The sequence below is a fragment of the Vicingus serpentipes genome (genome assembly GCF_007993035.1).
GTDB lineage: Bacteria > Bacteroidota > Bacteroidia > Flavobacteriales_E > Vicingaceae > Vicingus > Vicingus serpentipes.
Window position 1 is genome coordinate 286,005 of the sequence record NZ_VOOS01000002.1, and the last position, 18,722, is coordinate 304,726.

Annotated in this window: 17 protein-coding genes; 8 read left to right on the plus strand and 9 right to left on the minus strand. The window is 30.7% G+C overall.

Annotated elements, in window-relative coordinates; translation table 11 throughout:
* Positions 1-6: 6 nt before the first annotated feature.
* From FRY74_RS05260 to htpG, 7 genes are all read right to left on the minus strand, one after another.
* A complete protein-coding gene (locus FRY74_RS05260) occupies positions 7-960 on the minus strand; it encodes a phosphoribosylaminoimidazolesuccinocarboxamide synthase (RefSeq protein WP_147099325.1) in 954 nt (317 codons plus the stop codon).
* Between the two features lie 117 nt (positions 961-1,077).
* On the minus strand, positions 1,078-1,554 hold the full coding sequence (locus FRY74_RS05265) for a hypothetical protein (protein ID WP_147099327.1): 477 nt from the start codon (positions 1,552-1,554) through the stop codon (positions 1,078-1,080).
* Positions 1,555-1,592: 38 nt separating this feature from the next.
* Positions 1,593-2,378, minus strand: coding sequence for a lysophospholipid acyltransferase family protein (locus FRY74_RS05270; protein WP_147099329.1), 786 nt, complete (start codon positions 2,376-2,378; stop codon positions 1,593-1,595).
* A gap of 64 nt (positions 2,379-2,442) precedes the next feature.
* Positions 2,443-3,231, minus strand: coding sequence for a TPM domain-containing protein (locus tag FRY74_RS05275; protein WP_170227951.1), 789 nt, complete (start codon positions 3,229-3,231; stop codon positions 2,443-2,445).
* 7 nt (positions 3,232-3,238) lie between these two features.
* Complete coding sequence (locus FRY74_RS05280; protein WP_147099333.1) at positions 3,239-3,673, minus strand: TPM domain-containing protein; 435 nt, start codon at positions 3,671-3,673, stop codon at positions 3,239-3,241.
* A gap of 70 nt (positions 3,674-3,743) precedes the next feature.
* Positions 3,744-4,334: a LemA family protein gene (locus tag FRY74_RS05285; protein ID WP_147099335.1), complete on the minus strand. Its 591-nt coding sequence runs from the start codon at positions 4,332-4,334 to the stop codon at positions 3,744-3,746.
* An 11-nt stretch (positions 4,335-4,345) separates the two neighbouring features.
* On the minus strand, positions 4,346-6,238 hold the full coding sequence (gene htpG, locus FRY74_RS05290; protein ID WP_147099337.1) for a molecular chaperone HtpG: 1,893 nt from the start codon (positions 6,236-6,238) through the stop codon (positions 4,346-4,348).
* A 259-nt stretch (positions 6,239-6,497) separates the two neighbouring features.
* Between htpG and FRY74_RS05295 the strand changes: the two genes are divergently transcribed.
* On the plus strand, positions 6,498-7,097 hold the full coding sequence (locus tag FRY74_RS05295) for a hypothetical protein (protein WP_147099339.1): 600 nt from the start codon (positions 6,498-6,500) through the stop codon (positions 7,095-7,097).
* Here the strand turns inward: FRY74_RS05295 and FRY74_RS05300 are convergent.
* Entirely contained in the window at positions 7,063-7,779 is a 717-nt protein-coding gene (locus FRY74_RS05300) for a TrmH family RNA methyltransferase (RefSeq protein WP_147099341.1), read from the minus strand. The genes FRY74_RS05295 and FRY74_RS05300 overlap by 35 nt on opposite strands.
* The gene (locus FRY74_RS05305; protein WP_147099343.1) at positions 7,779-9,926 is read right to left on the minus strand and encodes an OmpA family protein; all 2,148 of its coding nucleotides are present in this window, start codon (positions 9,924-9,926) and stop codon (positions 7,779-7,781) included. The genes FRY74_RS05300 and FRY74_RS05305 overlap by 1 nt, the downstream gene beginning before the upstream one ends.
* Positions 9,927-10,006: 80 nt before the next feature.
* Between FRY74_RS05305 and tamL the strand changes: the two genes are divergently transcribed.
* From tamL to rpe, 7 genes are all read left to right on the plus strand, one after another.
* Entirely contained in the window at positions 10,007-12,301 is a 2,295-nt protein-coding gene (gene tamL, locus FRY74_RS05310) for a translocation and assembly module lipoprotein TamL (protein ID WP_147099344.1), read from the plus strand.
* A 79-nt stretch (positions 12,302-12,380) separates the two neighbouring features.
* Entirely contained in the window at positions 12,381-13,448 is a 1,068-nt protein-coding gene (gene fbaA, locus FRY74_RS05315) for a class II fructose-bisphosphate aldolase (protein WP_147099346.1), read from the plus strand.
* 21 nt (positions 13,449-13,469) lie between these two features.
* A complete protein-coding gene (gene accD / locus FRY74_RS05320; RefSeq protein WP_147099349.1) occupies positions 13,470-14,315 on the plus strand; it encodes an acetyl-CoA carboxylase, carboxyltransferase subunit beta in 846 nt (281 codons plus the stop codon).
* Between the two features lie 90 nt (positions 14,316-14,405).
* Positions 14,406-14,675 carry a 30S ribosomal protein S15 gene (rpsO, locus tag FRY74_RS05325; RefSeq protein WP_147099350.1) on the plus strand — a complete coding sequence of 90 codons (270 nt, stop codon included), beginning with the start codon at positions 14,406-14,408 and terminating at the stop codon, positions 14,673-14,675.
* Between the two features lie 153 nt (positions 14,676-14,828).
* Complete coding sequence (locus FRY74_RS05330; RefSeq protein WP_147099352.1) at positions 14,829-16,967, plus strand: polyribonucleotide nucleotidyltransferase; 2,139 nt, start codon at positions 14,829-14,831, stop codon at positions 16,965-16,967.
* A 136-nt stretch (positions 16,968-17,103) separates the two neighbouring features.
* Positions 17,104-17,973 (plus strand): sigma-70 family RNA polymerase sigma factor, encoded by an 870-nt coding sequence (locus FRY74_RS05335; protein WP_147099355.1) that lies wholly within the window; start codon positions 17,104-17,106, stop codon positions 17,971-17,973.
* A gap of 95 nt (positions 17,974-18,068) precedes the next feature.
* Complete coding sequence (gene rpe, locus FRY74_RS05340) at positions 18,069-18,722, plus strand: ribulose-phosphate 3-epimerase (RefSeq protein ID WP_147099777.1); 654 nt, start codon at positions 18,069-18,071, stop codon at positions 18,720-18,722.

Here is an 18,722-nt window from a genome sequence, read left to right on the forward strand (position 1 = left end):
AAAATATTAAACTAATTGAGCTATTGCTTTATTAATATTACCCTCTACTCTTTGAATTACGTCTGAAACATCAGATTTTATAAATTTTTCTCCTGTAATGTGCTCATACAATTCGATGTATCTTTCGGAAATTTGATTAATTAAATCATCTGTCATTTCAGGAATTTGTTGCCCCTCCTTTCCTTGGAAACCATTTTCAATTAACCATTCACGTAAAAATTCTTTAGATAGTTGTTTCTGCTTCTCTCCTTTTTCTTGTCTTTCGACATAACCATCATTATAAAAATAACGAGATGAATCTGGTGTATGAATTTCATCTATTAAATAAATTTCATCTCCTACTTTACCAAACTCATATTTAGTATCTACTAATATTAATCCTTTATCAGCTGCTATCTCAGTTCCTCTCTGAAATATTTTACGAGTGTAGTCTTCTAACTTAAGATAATCAACTTCCGAAACTATTCCTTGTGCTAAAATTTCTTCTCTGCTAATATCTTCATCATGACCAAAGCTCGCTTTAGTAGTTGGTGTAATTATTGGTTCTGGAAACTTGTCATTTTCTTTCATTCCATCAGGCATAACAACACCACACAAAATTCTTTTCCCTTCTTTATATTCTCTCCATGCATGGCCAGACAAATATCCTCTTATGACCATTTCAACTTTAAAAGATTCGCACATTTTACCAACAGTAACACTTGGATCAGGAACTGCAGTTACCCAGTTAGGTAAAATATCTTCTGTAGCCTTTAAAAACTTTGCTGCAATTTGGTTTAAAACTTGCCCTTTAAAAGGTATCGCTTTTGGCAAAACAACATCAAATGCTGAAATACGATCTGACACAATCATTACCAACAGATTATTATCTATTGTATATACATCTCTAACTTTTCCTTTATAATAAGCAGTTTGCCCTGGAAAATTGAAATTCGTTTCTCTAATAACGTTGGTTTGCATGTTTATTTTTTTGAGTTATGCAAAAGTAGTTAAGGAGATTCTTTTTAACGATAAACTGAGAAAATTTTAATTAACGAGTAATTAACAAAACAATGTATCTTTTTAAGGATAGAAAAATTAATAACTACTAGATAATTTGCCTCTATATGACAATAAGAGATTATTGTTTTCAATATCGGTATATGCTACTGTATAGTATAGGCTATCATTAGCATATTTACCATCATAAACTCCACTAATAAAAATACCTGTTCCTGCAACAGATAAATTATTGAAAAATTTATTAGGAATATTAACCTCAATAATATTTGTTGTCTCACCTTTTAAAGATGCTCCATTTATAATAGCTACTAAACTATAATCTGGATTAGTTCCAATAAGTTTTGAAACAATATTAGTTAATTGATAATTTGACAATGATGTACCTGCAGCATCATACTTATTTACATACATTTCTCCAGTAAATATAAAATTTGTATCATCAGTAACTCCAGAAGAAACAGTAGGTAAAACAGGATCTGGCAAGGACTCATCGGTCTTTGAACAACCTAAAAATATGGTTAGTATAAAAAGTATATATAAATTGTTTTTCATAAATTCTAAATACTGAATTCAATTATAAAAATAACGAATTAAATACCATTCTCAATCTTTCTCCAATTATTTAAATTTAGAGAAATAAAATCAATTACCTTTTGATGCTCTTCATTACCAGGGCTATTTATAGAAATTGGTTCACCAAACTTAATATGTATCGGAAGTTTTCTATTTAAACCACCCACATCTTTTATGATTTTACCATTTTTCCAGAAATCAGTTTTTATTGCTACAGGAACAATAGAAACTTTAGCTAGCTTAGCTAGTTTAATACCCATTTTATTAAAATGGATTGGATTAAAATCTATTTCACGATGACTTTGCGGGAATATTACAATAGATATGTTTTTTTTCAAATTCTCAACCCCATCTTTCATCACTTTTTTAAAGTCTATTGCTGGATTTTTACGATCAACTGCAATAGGTTTTCTTGCACACATAACAGGCCCAAAGATTGGATGTGTCATTAAGCTTTGCTTAACAACAAAAGTAACCTCTCGTTTAGAAGCAATTAAACCTGGTAAAATCATTGTTTCCAATGTACTCATATGGTTGCCAACAAAAATTACTGGTTCTTTTGATTTTAAAATATTTTCAAGACCTTCGATATGAAATTTACCCCCACAATCCTCAACTAACTTTAACATCTCCATTGACTTTGATGCCCATGCTTTTGTATCTAACTGATTAGCTAAAGCTAACTTCCTATTTTGAAAAAGTTTAGCAACAAACCGAGCACAAAAATACACTGAAGAACCTAGTGATAATTTATCTAAAAATGCTTGTTGATGATTTTCAGGTGTATGATATGATTCGTTCAATACTTTTTTTTTACAAAATTAATAATCGAAAATTAATTTAGATATGATATTAATTAGTTTTCAATTACCAACTCCCTCCTGCACCACCTCCACCAAAAGAGCCTCCACCAAAGCCACCAAAACTGCTACCTCCTCCAAACGAACCTCCGCCAGATGTAAAGTTATTATATGAACCTCCATGACTTCGACTTGCAGCATTCAATAATGACCATGCAGCCCAAAACCCTAAGCCATTTGTTGCTGCATAACTTCTAGCTTGTTTTGCCCTAGAATAAAAAATTAGTCCCATTATTAATAAAATAATAAGAAAAGGTATAAAGGTTTTAATGTTGGCTTTTTTAGCATAATCGTCGGCAGAATACTCACCTGCAGAAATTTCCATCACTGTAAATACTGCATTTGAAATGCCACTGAAATAATTCTTCTCTTTAAAATAAGGAATCATTTCATTCTCAACAATTCGTTTAGCAATAGCATCTGGCAACACTCCCTCCAAACCATAACCTGGAGCAATAAAAGCTTCACCTTTACCATCAATTTCTTTAGGCTTTATCATGATTACAACACCATTATTTTTGCCTTTTTGTCCTACACCCCATTTCTCTCCTAACGAATAAGTAAACTCAGCTTTATCAAATCCGCATAAATCAGTAACTGTTACCAACAAAACCTGAGTAGAAACCGTATCATTAAAAGCGATTAAGGCTTGCCTAAGACCTTGTTCTTCAGCTTCTGTTAAAACACCTGCGTAATCTTGAACCAAATCCTGAACAGGTTTTTGGTCGAGTAAACAATTTTGAGCATAAGCTCCAAAAGAATAAAGAACAAGTAATATTGAAATTATTTTTTTCATAATCGATTTATTTTCCAAATGAAATTTCGTCAGACAATTCATTTGTATCGTCACTTTGATAAGGATAATGCTCCTTTAATTGTTCTCCTGCTTTAATTATGCCTTCACTCAAACCTTTAGCATAATCACCATTTTTAAAATGATTAATCATAACATCTTTGGTTTCGTCCCAAAAGCCTTTAGGCACTTTCATATTAATTCCAGCATCACCAAGAATAGCCAATTTTCTATCTTCTACAGCAAGATAAATTAACACTCCATTTCGCAATTCGGTTTTTTGCATTTCCAACTCATCAAACATAAAAGCTGCATGGTCTAAAACATCTTCTTTACACTTTTTTTCTATGTGAACTCTAATTTCACCAGAAGTGTTTTTTTCAGCTTGCTTTATCGCATCAACAATTTGTTTTTTTTGTTCTTCTGTAAATATTTTTGAAGGCATAATTTAATTATTAAATAATTATGTAATAAAAATTAAAACGCCACTACAAAAGTAATGGCGTTTTTTGGTTTTAAAATTGAACTTCTGGTGCTTTTTCAGCTCCAGCTTGAGCTTCAAAATAATCTCTTTTCTCAAAGCCAAACATGCCTGCCCATATATTTTTAGGAAACTTACGGATAAATGTATTATATTCTTTAGCAGTATCATTAAACTTTTTACGTTCAACAGAAATCCTGTTCTCCGTACCTTCTAATTGAGCTTGTAACTCTAAAAAGTTTTGATTTGCTTTTAAATCTGGATAACGTTCTACAACAACCATTAATTTACTTAATGCAGAACTTAATCCGTCTTGCGCTGCAGCAAATTGCTTAATTGATTCTGCATTTAATTTACTTGGATCAATAGTAGTTTGTGTAGCTTTTGAACGAGCCTCGATAACACCTTCTAATGTTTCCTTTTCATGAGAAGCATAACCTTTTACAGTATTTACCAAATTTGGAATAAGATCAGCTCTTCGTTGATAAACATTTTCGACTTGTGACCACTGTCCAGAAACAGACTCATCCATTGTAACCATATTATTATACGACCCAACTATTGAAGAAATAGCAATCATTATGATTAAAGCTACAACTCCAAGTATTATCAATGATTTTTTCATTTAATTTTAGTTTAAATTAATTCGATACTTCTTTTTATAAAATTAGTTAATTCTTCGCCTTTTAGCATATTTTGAGATAATAAAGCTAAATCAGCAGTTTGTTTCGCTATCTGTTTTTGTAAATCAGCATCTTTTTCAGCCAACATTTTACTTATAACTGGGTGATTAACATTTACTACTAAATTATATGAATCTGGCATTGCTCCACCAAACATATTCATGCCACCACCAACAGCACTCATATCTTTCATCCTTCTCATAAACTCTGGCTGAACAATTGTCATTGGTTGATCAGTTTCATTCATGCTCTCAAATTGAACATTGAATTTACTTTTTTCAACAACGTCTTCAATTACTGGTTTAAGTTTTTCTTTCTCTTCATCTGATAATTTACTTGGAATTTCCTCATTCTTATCAATTAACTTATCTATTGTATCAGCATCTATCCTAACAAAAGTTGAATTTTCTAGAGTTTGCTCCAACTTACCAACCAAATGAGCAGTTAATGGAGAATCTAAAACTATTACTTCATACCCTTTATTTGTTGCTGATTCTATGTATGAATGTTGACCATCAACATCATTTGCATAAAGAACAACTAATTTATCATCCTTGTCAGTTTGTGCAGGTTTAATTGTTTCTTTTAATTCATCTAAGGTATAATATTTCCCTGTAGTTGTTTTGTACAAAGCAAATTTCTGAGCTCTTTCAAAAAACTTATCATCCGACAACATTCCATATTCTATAAACACCTTAATATCATCCCATTTACTCTCAAAATCAGCTCTATCTTTCTTAAATAATTCTTCTAATTTATCCGATACTTTTTTAGAAATATGACTTGCGATTTTCTTAACCGCACCATCACTTTGTAAGTAAGAACGAGAAACGTTTAATGGTATATCTGGAGAATCTATTACTCCATGTAAAAGTGTTAGGAAATCAGGTACTATCCCTTCTACTGAATCAGTAATAAAAACTTGACGTGAGTACAATTGAATTTTATCTTTTTGTACTTCCATATTTGGTTTAATCTTAGGGAAATACAATATCCCGGTAAGGTTAAACGGGTAATCAACATTTAAATGAATATGAAACAATGGATCTTCAAAATTCATTGGATACAATTCACGATAAAAACTTTTATAATCTTCATCGTCAAGACTAGAAGGTGCTTTAGTCCATGCAGGGGAAGGGTTATTTACAACATTATCAACTTTAACTTCTTCCTTTTCTACATTTCCATCTTTATCTTTCTTGCCTTCTTTATTGTCAACCCATTCTGATTTTTGACCAAACTTAATTGCCACAGGCATAAACTTACAATACTTTGTAAGCAAGTTATTAATTCTTGCTTCCTCTAAAAATTCAGTTGAATCTTCAGCAATATGTAAAATTATGTCAGTTCCTCTTGTTTCTTTATTACCCGCTTTTAAAGAATACTCAGGACTCCCATCACATTCCCAATGAGAAGCCTCTTCATCCTTGTAGTTTTTAGAGATAATTTCAACCCTTTCGGCTACCATAAAAGATGAATAAAACCCTAAACCAAATTTCCCGATAATGTTACTCGATTCAGCTTGATCTTTAAATTTATTTACAAACTCCTCAGCACCTGAAAAAGCAATTTGATTAATGTACTTTTTCACTTCTTCTTGACTCATCCCTATACCTTTATCACTAACGGTAATAGTTTTTGCTTTTTTATCTAAAATTATTTCAATTGTATCATCTCCTATTTCACCTTTGAAATCACCCATAGACGCTAAAGCATGAAGCTTTTTAGTTGCATCTGTTGCGTTAGCGATTAATTCTCTCAAAAATATTTCGTGATCTGAGTATAAAAACTTTTTAATGATAGGAAAGATATTTTCCGTGTTTACTTTAATTTTTCCTTTTGCCATTTTTAATTGATTTTATATTTTTTACTACTATTTTTTCAACTAAATCTATTAGTCAAAGTATATGCCATTAAAAAATATATGTCATTTTGACTTAAGACAATCATTAATTCACATTAAATACTGACAAAAACAACTATTCTATTGTTAAATTTAAATTGAAAAAAAAACATCGTATTGATTTTATAACTTTTTTCAATAATCTAGAAAAATTCACCTAAAATAATATTATCTTAGAGCTGTTCATCTTAAAACCAAACCATTGAACCGATTATTTTTAGTGCTTGTTAGTTCTATTTTTATCAATAAAATTGATGCTCAAATAACTGCATCATATATCAATAATCGCGTTGAATTATCATGGACCCATTCCGACATTAAAAATGTCAGTTTTTATGTTATTGAAAAATCAAAAAATGGGAAATATTTTAAACCCTTTTTAAAAATAGAAACCACTAATAAATCATATTCTTCATTTATTGAAGTTGATAATTCACCATACAAACATCAAACTTATTATAGGTTAAGGTACATAAACAATAATGGAAATTATTATTATAGTGAAACGATATCAATAAGAGAAAATGCTACCAAAAAACTTCCGCCAACCTTAATTAATTATAACAAATTAAATGTTTTAGTTATTCTAAAAAATAACAATGGAATTGAAACTTACGCAAAGCTTAATATAAAAGAAAAAAACAATGAGTTAGTTTCTGAAACACTAAACAGTAAAATAAGATCAGGAAATTACTTTATTACTGCATCTGAAGATGACTCTCTTTTAGGTTATAAGATAAAAATAATAAATCCTGATCAAGCAGAAACTAAATACCTCTCCGATACTCTGAACATAGAATAGCTGTTGCTATGGCTACATTTAAGGATTCCGCTCCACCAAACTGAGGGATAGCAATTTTATGATTAATAAAAGGTATTAATTCAGCTGAAATTCCTTTCGACTCATTTCCCATTATTAAAATAGCGTCATCTTTCTGAATAGTTGTTTGATATACATTATCCCCCCCCAATAAAGCACCATATATATTACTATCTTTATTCTCAGTTAAAAAAAGCTTTAAATCTGAATAAACAACATCAACTCTAAATAAAGAACCCATAGTTGCCTGAACTACTTTTGGGTTATATAAATCGACACAAGTTGGAGAACAAACAATAGAAGAAATACCAAACCAATCTGCAATTCGTATAATTGTTCCTAAATTACCTGGATCTTGAATATTATCAAGAACAATAGTTAATCCATTAGGAACTATGTTATGAACTTTTTTTTGCTTAGCAACTGCGAGGTATTTATTGGGTGTTTTAAGTAATGATAATGAAGCCAATTCTTTTTCGCTAATCTCTATTATGCTCGGATAAGAAATTAAGTCCTCAATTCCATAAATAGATTCAATTTCAAAATCAGAAGCTACAAGTTCATTTACCATTTTTTCTCCTTCTACAATGAAAGAAGAATATTGATTACGATACTTTTTTTGCTTTAAAGAGTTTAAGTACTTTTTTTGATTAATACTTAGCATTAATTACCCAACACTTTAAATTCAGTCCTTCTATTTTGTTGCTTACCTTCATCAGTATCATTAGTTGCTACAGGCTTAGATTCTCCATAACCTTTAGCTACTAATCTTGATTTTGGAATACCATTAGCAATTAAATAATCAACAACCGATTGAGCTCTACGTTGCGAAAGTTTTTCATTATAGCTTCGACTCATTTTATCGTGAGCTTCTTTAGAGTATACTAATCCTCTTCTAGCAAAAATTTTCTTTGCCATTTCTACATTTCTTGAAGCATCTGTATGACTAGAAATTTCAACTTTAATTGCCGTATTTTCTTTAAGAATAGCAACTAAATGATTTAACTCTTTTTTCGATTCAGCACGCAAAGTAGATTTATCAAAATCATAAAAGATGTTCTCTAATTTAAATGACCTTCCAGCATCTAAAGGTTTTACATCTTTTGGTTTTCCTACATTATCAGTAAATAGTGTATCTATAGTTTTGTTATTTTCTCCTTTTAAAGCGTCATCTAAGGCTTTTTGCAAGCTAACATTATTATTAGCTAACAAATTTGAGTCACTATAAATTCTAAAATCTTTATACATCTCTATGTATTCTGTAATCTCTTCCAAATTAATAGAATCCCTTACTATCTCACCTGTTTCCAGTTCTACTTCAATTTCATATCTACCAGGAGTTAAAGCCATTACATACTTACCTGACTCAGAATTAGATTTAAAGTTACCCTCCATTTCTCCATTATCTGCCCTGTATAAATTCAGGAACGAACCTGTTGCAACATCATTAAAATAAACATTACCAAGTAAAAGGGCTAAGACTGGTTTACCTACTTTACCTGTTATAATTTTAAAAATATCTTGTTCTCCGATACTATTTTCTCCACCTCCAGAATAATAACCTGTTTTACCATCTGCAGCTAGAACAAAATATCTGTTATCATCGATAGTATTTATTGGATAACCAATATTTAATGCTTCACCAAAACTACCATACTCATCTAATTTGCTGTAAAAAATATCATAACCTCCTATGCTTGTATGTCCTTCTGAACTGAAATATAAAGTTTGATTATCTGGATGAATAAAGGGAGCATCATCATTATAAGCTGTGTTTATTGTATACCCTAAATTTTGTACATTACCCCAACTTCCATCACTTTGCAATTCAGCCTTATATAAATCTCTTCCTCCTCGACCACCTTCTCTATCACTAGCAAAATAAAGTACCTTCCCATTAGCTGATAAACTTGCACTTCCTTCCCAACTATCATTTTTATTTACATCACCTTTAATTCTTTCTGGTTTTGACCAATTACTTCCTTTTAATTGACTTACATAAATATCTCCTAAATTATTGTCTTCACTTTTATAAATAAACAAGGTTTGCCCATCAACAGAAAGTGCAATCGCAGCATCATGTCCATCTGTATTAATATTATCTCCAATACTTACAGGCTCAGTCCAATCCCCATTCTTTTTATAGGAAATGAATACATCTTCATTGTAATCTACTGAACCCATAGATTGATCAACTTTATCCGCTCCTTTTGATTTAATTCCTCTGTAGGTAAAAATCATAACCGATTCATCTGCAGATATAACAGGAACGTATTCTGAGTATTGAGAATTAATAGGATACTTAACGTTTTCAACTATATTTTGAGTAATTGTATCTGCCAAAATTTCTTTAGCATTTTTACAATTTTGTATCATTTGTAAAGCAAGTCCTTTCTCCTCTTCTTCAGAAGAAATATTACCTGCTAAATACATGTTAAAAAGATTTACTGCTTTATCAAAATCATAGTTTACAGCATAGGCTTTAGCCAAATAAAAATTTACTAAATTATATTCAGGATTTGTAATTTTAACTTGTTCAATTATCTCGATAGCCTTGGTCTTTTCTTCTGGACTATAGGTATAACAAATACCCATCATTAACTTGTAATACAAGTCACTAGGTTTAAAATCATGAAGTTGCTTAAACTTATCTAAGGCATCAATATAATTTTTCTCTTCAAAATTTACTTCAGCTTTATCTAATAATTCTTTTGCAGTTTTATTAGTTAATTTTTCATCATCTTGAGCGTAGACAAAAACTGAGGATATCAGTAAAACTATTACAGCAAATAATCTAATATTGTTTTTCATTCTGTTCCAATTAATAATAGTTATTTTGTATTTATTAGTATTGCAAACATAAGCAATTATACAAATATTCAAATATAATATTGAAACCTAATTATTTAAGCATATTAACCTCTTTTTTCATTAGCATTTTTTGCGTTTTTACCTTTTTCAGTTGTAACCCAACAAAAACTTTAAAACCTGATGAAATATTCTTACAAAAAGTTAAAATTAAAACTGACAACAAAAAGATTGATAAAGATGAATTGTATCGAATTAACAAACAAAAAACTAACAAAAAAATCCTTGGAATTTTTAGATTCCATTTAGGAGCTTACAATCTTTTTTACAAAAGAGTTGATAACTTCAAAGAGAATATAGGTGAACCTCCTTCACTTTACGATTCAACATTAACTGAAAATAGCGCTAATCAAATTGGACTTTACCTAAAAAATAGAGGTTACTTTCACAATAAAATTACATATTCTACTAAGCTTAGAAAAAACAAAGTGAAACTATTTTTTGATGTTTCGACAGGAGTGCCATACACCATAAACGAATTAACTTATAATTTTCAAGACCCTTCACTAGGAGGCTATATCCTTTATAAAAAAAATAATAGCTTAGTAAAGCCAGGAATTAACTTTGACGTAGATATCCTTGACAAAGAAAGAGAACGTATAAAAAAAATATTGAAAGAAAGAGGTTACTATTATTTTTCTAACAACTTCATAAAATATAAGGTTGACAGTACAACAGGAAACAATCAAGTTAATCTTGAATTGCAAATATTAAATAATAAAACAAAAGATCCTAGCTCTGAAAATAGCTACAATGAAACTAATCATAAAAAATACGCTATCAATAATATTAATGTTTTTATCAGTAAAAATATTAGAAATCAAGGCCTTAATAATTTTGATACAATTTCATATAATGATATAGTACTTCACTATACTAATAAACTAAAGTTTAAACCTAAAATGATTCGTCATTCAATAGATTTTAAACCAAGAGACACCTATTCTTTATCAGACCAAAATTCAACTTATAAACACCTATCTGAACTAAGATTATTTAAAAATATATCTCTACAATATGACGAAATAGATTCTAATCGATTAAACAGTAACATCTTTTTAACACCTTTAGCCAGTAAATCTTTTGCAATTGAAGGAATTGGAACAAATACTGGTGGTGATTTAGGGGTTGAAGGAAATGTTATATATCAGAATAAAAATCTTTTTAGAGGTGGGGAAAGACTTACCCTAAAACTAAAAGGAGGAATTGAAATTCAAAGGCTTGTAAGTGTTTCTACAAATGAAAACGAAATTTTTGGTTCTCCTTTTAACACCTTAGAATTTGGTCCTGAAGCTACATTAGAATTCCCAAGATTTCTTCTCCCCTTTAACTTAGAGAAGTTCTCAAAAAGAGCAAACCCAAAAACAACTATTTCAAGCACACTAAACTTTCAGCAACGACCTGAATATTCAAGAAGTTTAGCTCAATTTTCATTTGGTTATTTTTGGAATGAAACCATATTCAAAAAACATTTTGTAACTCCATTAAACGTAAGTTATATTAAACTTAACCTTACTCCAGAATTTCAAACAAAAATTGATGCTGAGAATAATCCATTCCTAAAAAACAGTTATACCGACCATTTCATTAGTGCTATTCAGTATAGTTTTATTTTGAATAATCAAGAAATCAACAAACTAAAAGATTTCTCTTACTTCAGATTTAATTTCGAAACTGCAGGAAATCTTTTAAGTTCAATTAATCGAATATCTAATACTCCTGCAAATGAATCAACAGGTGCATATGATTTTCTGGGGATTAGATATGCAGAATACTTTAAAACTGAATTCGATTTTCGTCATTATTTAAATAAAAAATACAGTTCATTTGTTCAAAGAATTGCTTTAGGAGTTGGAAAACCTTATGGCAATTTAGATGTTTTACCTTTCGAAAAAAGTTTCTTTGCTGGAGGTTCTAATGGGATAAGAGCATGGCAAGCAAGAACATTAGGGCCTGGTTCACTTCCCGACTCGCTTACTTCAACAGTTAATCAAATAGGAGAATTAAAAATAGAAGCAAACATTGAATATAGATTCGATATAACAAAAATATTTGAAGGTGCCTTTTTTATTGATGCTGGTAATATATGGATATTAAAAAAAGATAGTCAACGACCAAATGCTGAAATAAATTTAAGTAGGTTTTATCAAGATTTAGCAATTGGCTTTGGAACAGGATTAAGACTAGATTTTAATTTTTTTATTATACGATTTGACCTTGCAACACCTTTAAAAGACCCTTCTTCTGATAATCCTAAAAAATATGAAGTATTGATAAAAAATACTACTCTAAATTTAGGAATTGGATATCCTTTCTAGTCAATCCTCAATTTTTATTATTAAGAGCTATGGCTCTTTCTTATTTTATAGTAAATTTGTCTTCTTTTAAAAATTAAAAATGGTTGAGACTATGAATTATGGTGTAATTACAGGAGACGCTGTTCAAGAAATTTTCAAACTAGCAAAACTTAAAAAGTTTGCTCTTCCAGCAGTAAATGTTACTAGTTCTAGTACAGTTAATGCTGTTATGGAAACAGCAAAAGAAGTTAATGGACCTGTTATTATTCAGTTTTCTAATGGTGGAGCTCATTTTAACGCTGGAAAAGGACTTAACAATGAAAACCAACAAGCTGCAATAGCTGGTGCAATAGCTGGTGCAAAACACATTCATGAATTAGCTAAAGTATATAAGGTGCCTGTTATTTTGCATACCGATCACTGTGCTAAAAAATTATTACCTTGGATTGATGGACTTTTAGATGCTGGAGAAAAGTTTTATAAAGAAAATGGAATTCCTTTATATAGTTCTCACATGATTGACCTATCTGAAGAGCCTATTGAAGAAAATATAGAAATATGTAAATCTTACTTAGAAAGAATGAGTAAGATTGGAATGACCTTAGAAATAGAATTAGGAATTACAGGAGGAGAAGAAGATGGTGTGGATAATTCCAATGTAGATAATAGCTTACTTTACACTCAACCTGAAGAAGTTGCTTATGCTTATGAAGAACTATCCAAAATTAGTAATCGTTTTACTATAGCTGCTGCATTTGGAAATGTTCATGGTGTTTACAAACCTGGAAATGTAGTTTTAACTCCTAAAATTTTAAAAAACTCACAAGAATTTATTCAAGCAAAGTACAATACTGGAGAAAACCCTGTTGATTTTGTATTTCATGGAGGATCAGGTTCTACACTAGAAGAAATTAGAGAAGCTATTGGATACGGAGTTATTAAAATGAATATTGATACTGACATGCAGTTTGCATTTACTGAAGGTGTTAGAGATTATGTAACCAAAAATATTGATTATTTAAAAACTCAAATTGGGAACCCTGAAGGTGTTGATAAACCAAATAAAAAATATTACGACCCAAGAGCTTGGATGAGAGATGGTGAATTAACCTTCAAAGCAAGATTAAAAAAAGCATTTGAAGATTTAAATAACGTTAACACTTTATAGTAACAAAAATTATTGGATGATATGGGATGGTTTAAAAGAATAAAACAAGGGATTGTTACTCCTACTACAGAAAAAAAAGAAACGCCAGAAGGATTGTGGTATAAATGTCCTAAGTGCAATCATGTTGTAAGTACTGAAGATCATTCTGCAAATCTTAATGTATGTCCTGAGTGTAATTATCACGACAGGATGAACTCTAAAGAGTACTTTGAATTATTATTTGACGATAATAAATATAAAGAATTAGATGCTGAGCTAACTTCTGGAGACCCATTAACTTTTGAAGACACGAAGAAATACACTGACAGAATAGTTGCAACACAAAAAAAGACTGGTCTTAAAGATGCATTAAGAAGTGGTGTTGGTAAAATAGATGGACAAGATTTAGTTATTGCTTGTATGGATTTTGCTTTTATAGGAGGCTCTATGGGATCTGTAGTTGGTGAAAAAATTGCTAGAGCAATTGACCACTCAATTAAACACAAAATTCCATTTTTAATGATTTCTAAATCTGGTGGAGCAAGAATGATGGAAGCTGCATTTTCTTTGATGCAGATGGCTAAAACATCTGCAAAACTTGGTTTATTAGCAAAAGAAAAGGTTCCTTACATTTCCTTATTAACTGACCCTACAACTGGAGGTGTTACCGCTTCTTACGCAATGCTTGGCGATTTAAACATTGCTGAACCAGGAGCTTTAATTGGTTTTGCAGGACCCAGAGTTGTAAAAGAAACAATAGGTAGAGATTTACCAGAAGGTTTTCAAACTTCTGAGTTTGTATTAGAACACGGCTTCTTAGATTATATAGTAAGTAGAAGTGAATTAAAACAAAAAATATCTCAATCTATAAAAATGTTCAACAACTAATTTTTTAGATAAAAGATTAAACTAACAAATAAATGGCTACATTTGCAGCCGCAATTAAGCATACATAATAAACATTAAAATAATTTTGGCATGTATTTATCAGCAGAAAAAAAACAAGAGATTTTCAAACAGTATGGCGGAGACGCTAAAAATACTGGTTCTACAGAAGGTAAAATAGCATTATTTTCTTACAGAATTAACCACTTAACAGGACATTTAAAAAATAATCGTAAAGATTTCGGAACTCAAAAAGCATTACTTGACTTAGTAGGGAAAAGAAGAAAATTACTTGATTATTACAAAAAGAAAGATATCGTTAAGTATCGTGAATTGATTAAAGATTTAGGTATCAGAAAATAAAATTGAACACACGATACAATTAACATCAATTTAAAGGGGGGCTCGCAAGTGATTGCACTCCCCTTTTTTATTTAAAAAGCATATAAACAATAAGAAAGAGGAAATGGTTTCCTCAATATAAATCGCACAAAGTTGTGCAAACAAATATAAATTATGTCAAAAATTGGAATTACAAAATCCTATGAATTAGGTGATGGAAGGACCATCTCAATTGAAACTGGAAGATTAGCTAAACAAGCTCACGGTTCAGTAGTAGTAAGAATGGGTAACACTATGTTATTAGCAACAGTTGTATCTGATAAAGATGCCGGTGAAGACATGGACTTTTTACCCTTAACAGTCGATTATAAAGAAAAATTTGCTGCTGCAGGAAAAATCCCTGGAGGATTCTTAAAAAGAGAAGCAAGACCAAATGATAATGAAATATTAATCTGTAGATTAATAGATAGAGCATTAAGACCTTTATTTCCTGATGATTACCATGCAAACACTCAAGTTGCAGTACAATTAATTTCGTTTGATGAAGAAGTTTTACCTGATGCATTAGCATGTTTAGCTGCTTCAGCTTGTATTGCAGTATCTGACATTCCTTTTAACGGACCTACATCAGAAGTAAGAGTTGGTAAAATTGATGGAAACTGGATTATTAACCCTACTCCATCTCAAATAAAAGAATCTTCATTAGATTTAATAGTTGCTGCAACTATGGATAATATAATGATGGTTGAAGGTGAAATGTTAGAAATTTCTGAAGCAGAAATGCTAGAAGGAATTAAAGTTGCACACACTGAAATAAAGAAACAATGTCAATTACAATTGGATTTAGCTGCTGAAGTTGAAAAATCTAAGGTGAAAAGAGTTTACAATCACGAAAGAAGTAACGAAGATTTAAAAGCTAAATTGAAAGCAGCATGTTACGACAAATGTTATGCTATTGCTGCAGAATCGATTGCTGACAAAGCAATAAGAGGTCAAAAATTTGGAGCTGTAAAAGACGAATTTGTTGCTACACTTTCTGAAGAAGACCAAAATGACAAATTCTTAATTGGACAATACTTTAAATCAGTTCAAAAAGCAGCTGTAAGAGACGTAATGCTAAAAGAAAGAGTTAGATTAGATGGTAGAAAAATGAACGAAATCAGACCTATCTGGAGTGAGGTTGATTACTTACCGGGAGCTCATGGTTCTTCTATATTCACAAGAGGTGAAACACAATCACTAACTACAGTTACCTTAGGTAACAAAATGGATGAGAAATTAGTTGACGAAGTAACTACTGGTGGAACTGAAAAATTCATGTTACATTACAACTTCCCTTCTTTCTCTACAGGAGAAGCTAGACCTAACAGAGGAACGAGTAGAAGAGAAATTGGACATGGTAATTTAGCTTTAAGAGCATTAAAACCAATGATTCCTTTTGATGCAACAAACCCTTATACAGTAAGAGTTGTTTCTGAAATATTAGAATCTAATGGATCATCATCTATGGCAACAGTTTGTGCAGGTACGTTAGCATTAATGGATGCTGGGGTTAAAATTAAAAAACCAGTTTCTGGTATTGCCATGGGTTTAATTACTGAACCAGGGAACCAGAATTTTGCAGTATTATCAGATATTTTAGGTGATGAAGATCATTTAGGAGATATGGACTTTAAAGTTACTGGTACGGTAGATGGAATTACAGCTTGTCAAATGGATATTAAAGTTGACGGTTTATCTTATGATATTATGGAGCAAGCTTTAGCTCAAGCTAGAGATGGTAGATTACATATCTTAAATGAGATGGCTAAAACTATATCCAAACCTAACGAAGATTATAAACCTCACACACCAAGAATACACCAAATGTCAATTCCTAAAGAAATGATTGGTGCGGTAATTGGACCTGGAGGAAAAATTATCCAAGACATACAAGCTACTACTGGAGCTACAATTACTATTGAAGAAGTTGATAACAAAGGCGTTGTTTCTATTATGACAAATGATGGTGATGCAATGAATGCTGCTTTAGCTAGAATTAAAGCTATTACTGCAGTGCCTGAAGTTGGTGAAGTTTACAAAGGAAAAGTAAAATCAATCACAAACTTTGGTGCTTTTGTTGAGATTATTCCAGGAAAAGATGGATTACTTCACATCTCAGAAATTAACTGGGAAAGAGTAGAAAAAGTAGAAGATGTTCTTAAAGAAGGAGAAATGATAGATGTTAAGTTAATTGAAGTTGATGCAAAAACTGGTAAACTTAAATTATCTAGAAAAGTTCTTTTAGAGAAGCCTCAAAAAGAGAATGCATAATAAATAATTTTATTATTTGTATTAAAGCCTAGCTATTGCTAGGCTTTTTTATTTTTATTAAAATATTATAATCTTTTTTGAAACCATTTATTAGACGAATCGTAAAAAGTCTTAGATAAATACCTAAATTTATTCTATGAGACAACTAAAGATTACGAAACAAGTAACAAATAGAGAAACAATTTCTCTTGACAAATATTTACATGACATATCTAAAGTAGGATTAGTAACAGCAGAGGAAGAAACTGAACTTGCACAGAAAATAAGATCTGGTGATAAATTAGCCCTAGAAAAATTAACTAAAGCAAACTTAAGGTTTGTTGTTTCTGTAGCTAAGCAATATCAAAACCAAGGATTGACACTTTCTGACTTAATTAATGAAGGAAATATTGGTTTAATTAAAGCAGCTCAACGTTTTGATGAAACGAGAGGATTTAAATTTATTTCTTATGCAGTTTGGTGGATTAGACAGTCGATTATGCAAGCAATAGCTGAGCAAGCTAGAATTGTAAGGTTACCATTAAATAAAATAGGAAACATTACAAAAGTTAACCGTACATTTTCTGAATTAGAGCAATTATATGAAAGAGAACCTTCAGCAGATGAAGTTGCTGAATTATTACAAATCTCAGCTAAAGAAGTTAATGAGTCGTTGAAAATTTCTGGCAAGCACATGTCTATGGATGCTCCTTTATCAAAAGATGAAGAAAGCAATAGCATGATAGATGTTATGGAAGATAATGAGATTACATTAAATCCAGATAATGAATTAATGAATGAATCATTGCGAAATGAAATAGAACGATCCCTTTCTACACTTTCATTTAGAGAAGCTGAAGTTTTAAGATTGTATTATGGAATAAATTGTAAAGCTCCCATGACGCTTGAAGAAATTGGCGAAACTTTTGAATTAACCAGAGAACGAGTTCGACAGATAAAAGAAAAAGCATTAAGAAGACTAAAACATACTTCTAGATGTAAATTACTTAAACCTTATTTAGGTTAATAAATTGTCATTTTTGTTTACAAAAAGCGGATGTTTTAACATCCGCTTTTTTTATTTACTCAACTCTTTTGGTAACTTTGCTCAACTTAAATATTATTATGTCGCATTTAATAGCCCCTTCAATTTTATCATCCGATTTTGCTAACCTACAAGCCGAAAGTGAAATGCTAAATAATAGTGAGGCAGATTGGTTTCACATTGATGTAATGGATGGTGTATTTGTTCCAAATTTAACTTTTGGAATGCCTGTTATAAAAGCAATAAAAAAACACTCCAACAAAACATTTGATGTTCACTTAATGATTGTTGAACCAGATAAGTTTATAAAAGATTTCAAAGCTGCTGGTGCGGATATTTTAACTGTACATTACGAAGCTTGTAACCATTTACACCGAACAATACAAGCAATTAAGGCGGAAGGAATGAAAACTGGAGTTGCCTTAAACCCACATACAAACATAAATGTTTTAGAAGACATAATTACAGATTTAGATTTAGTACTAATAATGAGTGTTAATCCTGGGTTTGGTGGACAATCATTTATAGAAAATACTTACAAAAAAGTAAAAGCTTTAAAAGAAATGATTGTTCGTTATGGCTCTACTGCCTTAATTGAAATTGATGGAGGTGTTACTTCCAAAAACGCAAGACAACTAATCGATGCTGGAGCAGACGTTTTAGTAGCAGGAAGTTTTGTCTTTAACTCAGAAAACCCAATAAACACAATAAAAGAATTAAAAAATATTTAA

What these genes read in the sequence shown, in the direction of transcription:
- FRY74_RS05260 (WP_147099325.1), bottom strand. Translation starts at nt 960, where the DNA reads ATGCAAACCAACGTTATTAGAGAAACGAATTTCAATTTTCCAGGGCAA.
- FRY74_RS05265 (WP_147099327.1), bottom strand. Translation starts at nt 1,554, where the DNA reads ATGAAAAACAATTTATATATACTTTTTATACTAACCATATTTTTAGGT.
- FRY74_RS05275 (WP_170227951.1), bottom strand. Translation starts at nt 3,231, where the DNA reads ATGAAAAAAATAATTTCAATATTACTTGTTCTTTATTCTTTTGGAGCT.
- FRY74_RS05280 (WP_147099333.1), bottom strand. Translation starts at nt 3,673, where the DNA reads ATGCCTTCAAAAATATTTACAGAAGAACAAAAAAAACAAATTGTTGAT.
- FRY74_RS05285 (WP_147099335.1), bottom strand. Translation starts at nt 4,334, where the DNA reads ATGAAAAAATCATTGATAATACTTGGAGTTGTAGCTTTAATCATAATG.
- htpG (WP_147099337.1), bottom strand. Translation starts at nt 6,238, where the DNA reads ATGGCAAAAGGAAAAATTAAAGTAAACACGGAAAATATCTTTCCTATC.
- FRY74_RS05300 (WP_147099341.1), bottom strand. Translation starts at nt 7,779, where the DNA reads ATGCTAAGTATTAATCAAAAAAAGTACTTAAACTCTTTAAAGCAAAAA.
- FRY74_RS05305 (WP_147099343.1), bottom strand. Translation starts at nt 9,926, where the DNA reads ATGAAAAACAATATTAGATTATTTGCTGTAATAGTTTTACTGATATCC.
- fbaA (WP_147099346.1), top strand. Translation starts at nt 12,381, where the DNA reads ATGGTTGAGACTATGAATTATGGTGTAATTACAGGAGACGCTGTTCAA.
- accD (WP_147099349.1), top strand. Translation starts at nt 13,470, where the DNA reads ATGGGATGGTTTAAAAGAATAAAACAAGGGATTGTTACTCCTACTACA.
- rpsO (WP_147099350.1), top strand. Translation starts at nt 14,406, where the DNA reads ATGTATTTATCAGCAGAAAAAAAACAAGAGATTTTCAAACAGTATGGC.
- FRY74_RS05330 (WP_147099352.1), top strand. Translation starts at nt 14,829, where the DNA reads ATGTCAAAAATTGGAATTACAAAATCCTATGAATTAGGTGATGGAAGG.
- FRY74_RS05335 (WP_147099355.1), top strand. Translation starts at nt 17,104, where the DNA reads ATGAGACAACTAAAGATTACGAAACAAGTAACAAATAGAGAAACAATT.